This window comes from Massilia phosphatilytica (assembly GCF_977014125.1).
In genome coordinates, this window is record NZ_CDRNIL010000111.1 from 1 (window position 1) to 10,652 (window position 10,652).

10 protein-coding genes and 4 pseudogenes are annotated in these 10,652 nt (G+C 65.2%); 6 read left to right on the top strand and 8 right to left on the bottom strand.

Annotated elements, in window-relative coordinates; all coding sequences use genetic code 11:
• From ACWNCF_RS03775 to ACWNCF_RS03800, 6 genes and pseudogenes are all read left to right on the top strand, one after another.
• Positions 1-388 (top strand): annotated as a pseudogene (locus tag ACWNCF_RS03775) (bifunctional diguanylate cyclase/phosphodiesterase); the annotation flags it as partial.
• Positions 313-738, top strand: coding sequence for an EAL domain-containing protein (locus ACWNCF_RS03780; RefSeq protein WP_449406079.1), 426 nt, complete (start codon positions 313-315; stop codon positions 736-738). The pseudogene ACWNCF_RS03775 and the gene ACWNCF_RS03780, both read left to right, overlap by 76 nt.
• Positions 714-899, top strand: coding sequence for an EAL domain-containing protein (locus ACWNCF_RS03785; protein WP_449406080.1), 186 nt, complete (start codon positions 714-716; stop codon positions 897-899). Before ACWNCF_RS03780 ends, ACWNCF_RS03785 begins: the two co-directional genes overlap by 25 nt.
• 115 nt (positions 900-1,014) lie before the next feature.
• On the top strand, positions 1,015-1,485 hold the full coding sequence (locus ACWNCF_RS03790; protein ID WP_449406081.1) for a hypothetical protein: 471 nt from the start codon (positions 1,015-1,017) through the stop codon (positions 1,483-1,485).
• A 189-nt stretch (positions 1,486-1,674) separates the two neighbouring features.
• Positions 1,675-2,067: a hypothetical protein gene (locus ACWNCF_RS03795; protein ID WP_449406082.1), complete on the top strand. Its 393-nt coding sequence runs from the start codon at positions 1,675-1,677 to the stop codon at positions 2,065-2,067.
• 238 nt (positions 2,068-2,305) lie between these two features.
• On the top strand, positions 2,306-2,521 hold the full coding sequence (locus ACWNCF_RS03800; protein WP_449406083.1) for a hypothetical protein: 216 nt from the start codon (positions 2,306-2,308) through the stop codon (positions 2,519-2,521).
• Between the two features lie 15 nt (positions 2,522-2,536).
• Here the strand turns inward: ACWNCF_RS03800 and ACWNCF_RS03805 are convergent.
• The 8 genes and pseudogenes from ACWNCF_RS03805 to ACWNCF_RS03840 form a co-directional block, all read right to left on the bottom strand.
• A pseudogene (locus ACWNCF_RS03805) lies at positions 2,537-3,047 on the bottom strand (DNA-deoxyinosine glycosylase).
• Between the two features lie 195 nt (positions 3,048-3,242).
• Positions 3,243-4,757, bottom strand: a complete 1,515-nt coding sequence (locus ACWNCF_RS03810; RefSeq protein WP_449406084.1) for an efflux transporter outer membrane subunit — start codon at positions 4,755-4,757, stop codon at positions 3,243-3,245.
• Position 4,758: 1 nt separating this feature from the next.
• A pseudogene (locus tag ACWNCF_RS03815) lies at positions 4,759-5,463 on the bottom strand (efflux RND transporter permease subunit); the annotation flags it as partial.
• 19 nt (positions 5,464-5,482) lie between these two features.
• The gene (locus tag ACWNCF_RS03820; RefSeq protein WP_449406085.1) at positions 5,483-7,849 is read right to left on the bottom strand and encodes an efflux RND transporter permease subunit; all 2,367 of its coding nucleotides are present in this window, start codon (positions 7,847-7,849) and stop codon (positions 5,483-5,485) included.
• A 31-nt stretch (positions 7,850-7,880) separates the two neighbouring features.
• Positions 7,881-7,988 (bottom strand): annotated as a pseudogene (locus ACWNCF_RS03825) (hypothetical protein); the annotation flags it as partial.
• Positions 7,989-8,000: 12 nt separating this feature from the next.
• Positions 8,001-9,212 carry an efflux RND transporter periplasmic adaptor subunit gene (locus ACWNCF_RS03830; protein ID WP_449406086.1) on the bottom strand — a complete coding sequence of 404 codons (1,212 nt, stop codon included), beginning with the start codon at positions 9,210-9,212 and terminating at the stop codon, positions 8,001-8,003.
• A gap of 141 nt (positions 9,213-9,353) precedes the next feature.
• Entirely contained in the window at positions 9,354-10,217 is an 864-nt protein-coding gene (locus ACWNCF_RS03835; protein WP_449406087.1) for an alpha/beta hydrolase, read from the bottom strand.
• The gene (locus tag ACWNCF_RS03840) at positions 10,214-10,414 is read right to left on the bottom strand and encodes a hypothetical protein (protein WP_449406088.1); all 201 of its coding nucleotides are present in this window, start codon (positions 10,412-10,414) and stop codon (positions 10,214-10,216) included. Before ACWNCF_RS03840 ends, ACWNCF_RS03835 begins: the two co-directional genes overlap by 4 nt.
• Positions 10,415-10,652 lie beyond the last annotated feature (238 nt).

Consider the following 10,652-nt stretch of genomic DNA (forward strand, 5'->3'; position numbering starts at 1 on the left):
GCCGGATACCCTGCTGTGCCAGGCCGAACTCGCCCTGTACAAAAGCAAGCGCAGCGGACGCGACACCGTCCGCGTCTTCGAGGACGAGATGCAGTCCGAACTGGCCGACCGCAACTGGCTCGAAAAGGCACTGCGCGACGCGATCCGCGACAACCGGCTGACCCTGTATTATCAGGTCCAGGTCGACGACCATGCGCCCGATCGGCGCCGAAGCGTTGCTGCGCTGGACCCACCCCGAGCGCGGCGCCATCCCGCCCGCCGCCTTGATCCGCTGGCAGAGGAAACCGGACTGATCGATCCGATCGGACGCTGGTGCTCGCCACGGCCTGCCGCCAGCTCGCCACGTGGGCGCGCCACGACACCCTGCGCGGCCTCACGCTGGCCGTGAACATCAGCCCGCGCCAGTTCGAATCGGACAGCTTCGTCAACGACATCCTGGCCGAAATCCGGCACACGGGCGCACCGGCGGACAAGCTCAAGCTCGAAGTGACCGAAAGCCTGGCGATCGGCGACCTCGAATCCTCGATCTTCAAATTACACACACTCAAGGCCAGCGGATTCAGCATTTCCCTCGACGACTTCGGCACCGGCAATTCCTCGCTCAATTACCTGACGAAGCTGCCGCTCACGCAACTCAAGATCGACAAATCCTTCGTCGATGACGCCCGCCGGCCAGCCATCGGGATGCCATGGTGGCCCAGACGATCATCGCCATGGACGCGGCCTGGACGAATGTGATCGCCGAGGGCGTGGAGACGGCCGCGCAACGCGATTTCCTCGCCGCCCACGGCTGCCATTCATTCCAGGGCTACCTGTTCGGCAAGCCCTTGCCGGTCCACGAATCGAAGCGCAGATACAGGCTGCGCTGCTGGCGGCGGAGGTGCCGTAAGCCAACATGAAGAGGCCGCGCGCGACGCGTGCGTAGCAAAGTCGCCTGTCTGGCTACACTGGCTTGCCGGGTTCGGTCCGCCTTGGCGGTTCGAGAACCCTTCACTTGCACAGGAGCCAGTAAAGATGACATTTCGCAGCCTGCTCTCTTCCGCTTTGATCGGCGCCGTCGCCAGCGCGCGCTCGATGACGCCCATGGCCAGCCTCGCGGCGGCACGCCTCGCGCACCGCCGTACGACGGGGCAGTTATTCCTCCTGAATCGCCCTCTCTTTACGTTCGGCGCACTCGCGATGGGCGTTGGGGAACTGTTCGGTGACAAGATGAAGACTGCGCCCGACCGCACCGTCTTCCTGGGCCTGCTGGCGCGCGTCATGAGCGCGGGGATCGCAGGCGCGGCGCTGGCGCCACGGGGGGGGAAGCCGGCGCGGCGGTCGCGGTCTCGAACCGCCGTCCCGCTTGCGTACTGCACCCTCGCCGTCCGCAAACAGGCGATGGCGCGTATCGGCCAGACCCGCAGCGGACTGATCGAAGACGCGCTGATCGTCGCAGCCGGTGCCGCGGTCGTGGCGCTGGCGACGCGGCCGGCACGCGGCTAGCCGCGGCGGATCTCGAAATCATTGGCCGCACTGCGGATCGCGGTATCGAGACCGCCTTCGCGCTCGCACGCGGCCAGCACGTCCCAGTTATTTTTTTATGTAAGGACCGTTTACGTCAATTCAGCGTCGTTTTGGATAGTTAGCATGCCAAAGGTTGGCCCAAATTTGAACAACCCGACGGGAGACCTCATGAAAACATCGAAGCGGCCGTTCCCGCGTCACGCACATATCCCCGACCCAACAACCTGGAAAGAAAAAGATCCAGCCATCGTACCGCTCCGGGTACAAGTCGCACTGCGTGACGCGATGCGGCTCGAAGGAGCTCTCTGCTCGCCCAATATGACCGCCTCTCCTCTGGATTGTTGCGCAGGAATCAACTGGCGTTGTCGGCGTGCGCAATCATCACTCGACAGCGCGTGGCCTGTTTCAGCTCTGCGTGCACAATATGCGCTGAATCCGAAGGGTGAAAAGTCATTCGGCGACCCGGTGGAAGAGTGCCGGGGCGGCATCCGTTATGTCATCGGTCGTTATCATTCTGCGAACGCAGCCAAGATATTTTGGCAACAACATCATTGGTATTGAACAATGAACTCGACTCGAATCCTTGTTGTCCTGTTGGCGGTCGTTTCCCAACAGGCACTGGCTGCGCCGCGTTTTGTAGACTTTCCGGCAACCCCATATCGCGGAAAGCCAGCCGGCGTTCATTTGCGGGAGACGCGAAAAGCCGCGAGTATGCGAGCGCACTCAGGACAGCATCATCAGCCCACGGTTTGCAGGCCGCTACGTCCTGGCGACCTGGGGCTGCGGTGCGTCCTGCATCATGGGCGCCGCGATTGATACCAAGACCGGGGCTGTCGCCTGGGTCCCGTTTCACCGGTCTGGCTGCTGGAACCTCGAGATCACGGAGCCGCTGGAATATCGGCGCGAGAGCGGCCCGCTGATCGTACACGGCAGCCTGGACGAACAAGGTGACGGCAGCGCGGTGCATTACTACGAATTCGATGGGACGCGCTTTGCGCCTGTCGCAGTTCGCTAAAGAGTGCCTTCGCGCTCAATCCTTATCGACCAGCCCCCGCCACACGTTCAGCTTTTGCTCGAACGTCATCGCCATATGCGCCGGAGAACTCGACGGCAGCACGACGGTGCGGTAGCCGTGCTGTCCAAACTGCGGCGCGAACTTGCCCGACTGTCTGCCCGTTGAAGCCGACCGTCTGCAGTTCGGGACACAGCCGGTGCAGCCGCTCAAAATCGTTCGCCGCCGGCTTGCGGATGCTTGAGTCGAGACTGCCTTCGCGCTCGCACCCCGCAAGCACGTCCCACAAACCGAAGCGGTGCGCCAGCAGGCGCGGCAAACGCTCGTCGTAGGGCAGCCGGTAAAGGTCTTCGCCGATCAATGCGCCCACCAGCTTCCAGAACTGGTTGCGCGGATGCGCGTAATACTGCTGCGCCGCGAGCGACGCCGCGCCCGGAAAGCTGCCCAGGATGAGGATGCGCGTGTCCGGGGCGATGATGGGCGCGAGACCCGTGAGCTGGGCGGAGTCGGAAGGTGCTGAGGTTGGCATGCAAAGATTGTATCGTCGGCATCCACGAAGCGGCGGGCGCAAGCCCATACAATTGTTCGCGGTACGCCAGCATACTTGGGTTCCCGCCTGCGCGGGAACGACGTTTTTTCGCCAACACATAAAAGAAAAAGCGGCGGTACGCTTGCACGTACCGCCGCAAAGGGCATTACCGGAATCACAGTAAGGCCAGGGACTTCAGTTCCTTGCCTGCGCCGTATCGTCGGCCTTCGCCACGGCCGGTGCCGCATCCCAGCCGCCGCCCAGCGCGCGGATCAGCGCCACGGTGGTGACCGCGCGGTCGCCGCGCAGCTGCACGGCGGTGCGTTCGACGTTCGCCAGGTTGCGCTGCGCATCCAGCAGTTCGAGGTAGCTGCCGCGGCCCGCGTCGTACAGCTTCTGCGCCAGGTCGGCCGAACGGCGTGCGGAAATCACTGCCGCCTCGATCTCGGCGCTCTGCCCTGCCAGGATGCGCAGGCCGGCCAGGTTGTCCTCGACCTCGGCGAAGGCCGTCAGCACGCTCTGGCGGTACGAACCGACGGCTTCTTCCAGTGCCGCCTCGCTGCGCACGACGTTGTTGCGGTTGCGGCCACCGTCGATCAGCGGCATCGACAGCGCGGCGCCCAGCAGCCACGAACGGCTGCTCCATTTGAAGACTTCGGCGAAGCTGGTGCCGACGCCGCCGGCGCCCGCCGACAGGTTCAGCGCCGGGAACATCGCGGAGCGGGCGACGCCGATGCGGGCGTTCGCCGCTTCCATCGAGCGCTGGGCGCTGGCGATGTCGGGACGGCGCTCCAGCAAGGTCGATGGCAGGCCGGCCGGGATCAGCGGCAGCGCGGCCGCATCCTGCAGCGGACGCGAAGGCGCGGCGAAGTTCGATGCCGGTTTGCCCAGCAGGACGGCCAGCGCGTGTTCCGTCGTCGCGCGCTGGCGTTGCAGGCCGATGGCCTCCGAACGCGCCGTCGCCAGTTCCGTCTTCGCCCGCGACAGGTCGAATTCGCCGATGTCGCCGAGGTCGAAGCGGCGCCCCGTCACGCGCACGCTTTCCTCGCGCAGCTGCACGGTGTGGCCGACCGTCGCGATTTCGGCATCCAGCGAACGCAGGCGGAAATAGGCCTGCGCCACGTCGGCCTGCAGCGACAGCAGCACGGAGCGGTACGTCGCTTCGACCGCGCCGGCATCGCCGCGCGCCGCCGCCACGTTCGACGACACGCGCCCGAACAGGTCGACTTCGTAGCTGGCCGACAGGCGCGCGGAGTAGGTGTTGGCCGCCGCGACGGGCGTGCCCTGCGGCAGCGACGCTTCCAGCGGCGACAGGCGGGTGCGCTGGGCACCGGCGCCGACGCCGATCTGCGGGATGCGGTCCGCTTCGGCGATGCCGGCGATGGCGCGGGCTTCCTTCACGCGGGCGGCGGCCACCGTCAGATTCTGGTTGTTCGCCGTCGCTTCGACGATGAGACCATTGAGCGTCTCGTCGTTGAAGGCGCGCCACCATTCGCCGCGCGGCTGGGCTTCGGCCGGACGGCCGACGGTCCATGTGGTGCCGTCCGCGGCGCTGCGCACATCGTTCGCGGCCGCAGCCGGCGTGGCCTGCGATTCCTTGAACGCCGTCGGCGTCGCAATCGTCGGTTGCTTGAATTCCGGGGCGGCGCAAGCCGTCAGCAGCAGTGCCGCCATCAGCGGGGCCACACCCCTTGCGATCATCGTTTTCATATCAGTTTCCTTCCAGTGCCGGCGCATGGTCGCCGCCGACGTCTTTCGGTGCCGCGCCGTGAGCATGGGCATGAGCGGAGGCATGCTTCGGCTTCTCGAAACGCTTGGCCAGTGTGCGCAGCAGGACGTAGAACACCGGCGTCAGGAACAGGCCGAAGAACGTCACGCCCAGCATGCCGGCGAACACGGCGACGCCCATCGCATGGCGCATTTCGGCACCGGCGCCGTGCGACAGCACCAGCGGCACCACGCCCATGATGAACGCGATCGACGTCATCAGGATCGGACGCAGGCGCAGGTGGCAGGCTTCCAGCGCGGCGGCCACGATGCTGCGGCCATGGTGTTCCAGCTCCAGGGCGAATTCCACGATCAGGATCGCGTTCTTCGATGCGAGACCCACCAGCACGAACAGGGCGATCTGCGTGAAGATGTTGTTGTCACCGCCAGTGAGCTTCACGCCGATCAGGGCGCACAGGATCGACATCGGCACGATCAGGATCACGGCCAGCGGCAGGGTCCAGCTTTCGTACTGCGCGGCGAGCACGAGGAACACGAGCAGCACGCACAGCGGGAACACGTAGATCATGGTGTTACCGGCCAGGATGTCCTGGTACGTCAGGTCCGTCCATTCGTACGAGATCCCTTTCGGCAGCGTGGCCTTGACGATTTCTTCCATCGCTGGCCTGGGCCTGGCTCCGTCGACACGCCCGGCGCCGGGCCGCCATTCAGCTCGGGCGGCGACGTAGCCGTTGTAGCGCTGGACGCGGTCGGGGTCCGTAGGTGTCCTTGATCTTCATGATCGAGGACGGCGGAATCATCTCGCCCTTGTCGTTGCGCACCTTCAGCTGCGCGATCTGTTCGCGCTGCGAACGGAACGGCGCATCGGCCTGCACGCGCACCTGGTAGGTGCGGCCGAACTGGTTGAAGTCGTTCACGTACAGCGAACCGAGGTTGATCTGCAAGGTCTGGTTGATCTCGGCCAGCGGCACGCCCAGCTGCTTGGCCTTCACGCGGTCGACGTCGGCGAACAGCTGCGGCACGTTGATCTGGTGGCCCGAGAACACGCCCTGCAGGCGCTTGTCGGTGGCGGCCTTGGCCTGGATGGCCTGGATCGCCTTGTACAGTTCATCGTAGCCGACGCCGGCACGGTCCTCGATCATCATCTTGAAGCCGCCGGTGGTGCCCAGGCCGTTCACGGGCGGGGGCGACAGCACCATCACGAACGCGTCTTCGATGGAGCCCATGCGCTTGTTGATCTCGCCGGCGATCGCCTCTGCGCTCTGCGCCTTGCCCTTGCGCTCGTCGAACGGTTTCAGCGTCGTGAACACGATGCCGGCGTTCGGCGCGTTGGTGAAGCCGTTGATCGACAGGCCAGGGAACGCGACCGACGATTCCACGCCCGGGATCTGCTTGGCCACGTCGGACATCTTGCGGATCACGGTGTCGGTGCGGTCGAGCGAGGCGGCGTCCGGCAACTGCGCGAAGCCGATCAGGTAGGCCTTGTCCTGCGACGGCACGAAGCCCGGCGGCACGGCCTTGAACATGAAGATGCCGGCGATACCGAGCAGCACGTACACGCCCAGCGTGGCGCTCTTGCGCTTCAGGACACCCTGCACGCCGCGTTCGTACCTGTGCGACGAGCGGCCGAAGAAGCGGTTGAAGGCGGCGAAAAAGCGGCCGAACACGGTATCCATCAGGCGCGTCAGGCCGTCCTTCGGCGCGTTGTGCGACTTCAGCAGCGCGGCCGACAGCGCCGGGGCCAGCGTCAGCGACGAGAACGCGGAGATCACGGTCGAGATGGCGATAGTCAGCGCGAACTGGCGGTAGAACTGGCCGGTCAGGCCCGACACGAACGCGATCGGGATGAACACGGCGCACAGCACCAGGGCGATCGCGATGATCGGGCCCGAGACTTCCTTCATCGCCTGGACGGTCGCATCATGCGGATTCAGGCCGTTGGCGATGTTGCGCTCGACGTTCTCCACCACGACGATCGCATCGTCCACCACGATACCGATGGCCAGCACGAGGCCGAACAGCGACAGCGTGTTGATCGAGAAGCCGCAGGCGAGCATCACCGCGAACGTGCCGACGACCGACACCGGCACCGCCAGCAGCGGGATCACCGAGGCACGCCACGTCTGCAGGAACAGGATGACGACGAGCGCCACCAGGATCACCGCCTCGACCAGCGTGTGGATCACGGAGTCGATCGACTCACGCACGAATTGGGTCGGGTCGTACACAATGCTGTATTCGACGCCTTCCGGGAAATTTTTCGACAGCTCCTTCATCTTGGCGCGCACGTCGGCCGACAGTTGCAGCGCGTTGGCGTTCGGCGCCTGGAAGATGGGGATGGCCACGGCCGACTGGTTGTCCAGCAGCGCGCGCAGGGCGTACGAGTTCGAGCCCATTTCGAGGCGCGCGACGTCCTTCAGCAGCGTGGTCGCGCCGTCGGCATTGGTCTTGATGACGATGTTGCCGAACTCCTCGACAGACTGCAGGCGGCCCTGCGTGTTGACGGTCAGCTGGAAGTCCGCGCCTTTCGACGGGCCCTGGCCGACGACGCCGGCCGCCACCTGCACGTTCTGCTCGCGGATCGCGTTCACGACGTCGCCGGCGGTCAGGTTGCGCGCGGCGACCTTCTGCGGATCGAGCCAGACGCGCATGGCGTAGTCGCCCGAACCGAACAGCTGGACTTCGCCCATGCCGTTGATGCGCGCCAGTTCGTCCTTGACGTTCAGGGTCGCGTAGTTGCGCAGGTACAGGTCGTCGTAGCGGCCGTCCGGCGATTTCAGGTGCACCACCATCGTGATGTTGGGCGAGCTCTTGACCGTCGTGACGCCGATCTGGCGCACCTCGTCGGCAGGCGCGGGAGCGCGCGCTGGACGCGGTTCTGCACGGCCGTCTCGGCCTGCTCGACGTTGGTGCCGATCTTCTTGAAGGTCACCGTCAGGCATCAGCGCGCCGTCCGACGTGTTTTGCGACGTCATGTACGGCGTGTTTTCGACGCCGTTGATTTCCTGCTCCAGCGGCGTGGCGACGGTTTCCGCGATGACCTTCGGATTGGCGCCCGGGTACTGGGCGCGCACCCGCCACGGAGGGCGGCACGACGTCGGGGTACTCCGAGATCGGCAACTCGAAGATCGAGATGAGGCCGGCCACGAAGACCAGCACCGACAGCACGGCCGCGAAGATCGGCTTGTCGACGAAAAAGCGTGAGATGTTCATGTGTTCTTGTCCTTATTTGCTGTCAGCCATGGCCAGCGCCGCATCCTTGGCGGGCGCCTTGCCCGTGTCGAGCGTCGCGACCATCGGCACCACCTGCGCCGTGATGGGCGAACCCGGACGCACGCGCTGCAGGCCGTTGACGACGATCTTCTCGCCCGGTTTCAGGCCGGCGCGCACCACGCGCAGGCCGTCGACGACGGGACCGAGCTTCACTTCGCGATACTCGGCCTTGCCGTCCGCGCCCACGACGAACACGAACTTGTGGCTCTGGTCCGTGCCGATCGCGCGGTCCGTGATCAACAGGGCGGGCTTCGCGTCGCCGCCGCCGATCTGCACGCGGGCGAACAGGCCGGGCGCCATGGCGCGGTCCTTGTTCTCGAACGTGGCGCGCATGCGCACGGAACCGGTCTGCGCGTCGAGCTGGTTGTCGACGAATTCCAGCTTGCCCTGGTGCGGGTAGCCGTCCTCGTTGACGAGGCCCACGTTCACCGGCACCGCCTGGCCGTCGTGGGCCAGCTTGGCGACGCGCAGGTAGGTTTCCTCGTCGCCGTCGAAGCTGGCGTAGATGCGGTCCAGCGACACGACGGACGTCAGCACGTTCGACGCGTCGACCAGGTTGCCGAGGGTGATCTCGGCCTTCGACACGCGGCCGTCGATCGGCGAGATGATGCGGGTGTACGACAGGTTCAGGCGCGCTGCCTGGGCCTGCGCTTCCGCGGCGCGCGCCGTGGCGTCGAGTTCCTTCTGGCTGGACAGGCTCGCGTCGTATTCGCGCTGCGCGATCGCCTTGTCGCCCAGCAGGCGCTCGGCGCGGGCCAGTTCGACGCGAGCCAGGTCGGCCTTGGCGCGGGCGGATTTCGCGGCCGCCTCGGCGCGCTCGGCTTCGGCCTGGTACGGACGCGGATCGATCACGAACAGCACGTCGCCTTTCTTGACTTCCGAGCCCGGCTTGAAGTTGACGGACGTGATATAGCCGGACACGCGCGGACGGATCTCGACGTGCTCGATGGCTTCCAGGCGGCCCGAAAATTCCTGGGTTTCGGCGATCGACTTCTCGAGCACGGTCGCGGCCGACACCGGCGGACCGGCCTGCGCCTGGGTCTGCGCTTCGGCCGCCTTGCCGGTCGCATCCGAGCAGCCGGCGATCAGGGCAGCGATGCCTGCGGCCCCCAGCGCCAGCACGACGGGACGCACAGCCATCTGGAATTGTTGAATCGGTTTCATGGTTAGCCCTCCGGTTATTAACTATTTATTAATGAATGGACGAAAACGGTCCTTCCCAGGCTTTTTCAGGAAAAGACAGGTCTCCCGTGCCTCACGGGCACGTTTTTTTATCGTGGGTGGTGAATTACGTGATCCGCGGGATCAACAACCGGCCGGCTCTTCTTCCTCGTCGAGCCCGGCAATGAAGTTGGAGATCTCGCTTAATGCGTGGCCCCGACAGGCACACGTATCGCGTGCATTCGGTTCCTGCAGTGCTTGCGCAGGCTGCAGGCGCCTGACCGTCGTCGGCACGCCCGACTGGATCAGTTTGCCGCCGTAGGCTTCCGCTTCGTCGCGCAGCGGATCGTCCTCGATCGACAGGATCAAGGCCGGCGGCAGGTTCTTCAAACGGCTCGACTGCAGTGGCGATGCATACGGATGGCTGCGGTCGGCCGCGTGCGGCAGATAACCCCGGTAGGCGGCGGCGCACTCGTCGAACACTTTCGCCCGTTCGGAGCAGGTCGGCATTTCGCGCATCGAGCAGGTCGACAGGCCCGGATCCAGCATCGGCATCAGCAGGATCTGGCCGGCCAGCCGCGGCGCGCCCCGGTCGCGCGCCATCAGCGTACACACGGCGGCGAGGTTCGCTCCGGCTTCGATCCCCGCGACCAGCATGCGCTTGCCCGTCCAGCCGAGCTTGCTCTTGTTCTTCTTTGCCCACATCAGCACGGCATGCGCATCCTCGGCGGCGGCGGGGAACTCGGCTTCACCGATCGCCAGCGTATAGGTCGACGACAACACGACCGGATAGCCGCTCGCCTCGCACAGGTGGCGCAGGAACGGATCGGCGTCTTCCAGGTCGCCGTCGACGAACCCGCCACCGTGGAAGAACACGATCAATACGTCGCGCTTGCCGTCGACAGCCGCCTTGTACAGGCGTGCCGCCAGCGGTCGTTCCGCGCCCACGACCTGCAGGTCACGTACCGCCAGCGTATGGCCGTTCTCCGGCTTGCGCGCGACGGTCATCGTACGGCCTCGTTGGATGCCACCAGCACGGCCGGGATCGCGGTCGCATCGCATTGTTCGCCCGTCGCGACGACGTGGAACAGCGCAGCTCGTCGCCGCGCGCCTCGGCGCCGGCCGCATGCGCGTACTCGTCGGTGAGTACCGTGCCTGCATGGCCGCCACGCCGAGCACCAGTCCGAACACTGCCGCGACTGCATCGCGATGCGCTTTCATGATCCGCTCCTGTCGTTGGGTTTTACAAATATCGCATTTACCAGCTACCGTACCGACACTATAGTCTTCATCTACAATCCAATAAATAGTCCATTTGCGAATCCATTGTTCAGATTTTTGAACAATCACACATATCCGCGATCAAAACCCGACTTGAAGGGTGTCCTTACAGACAAGGTTGTGTCATGAACAAGCTACAGCCATGGAAGTTGTGGTGCCATG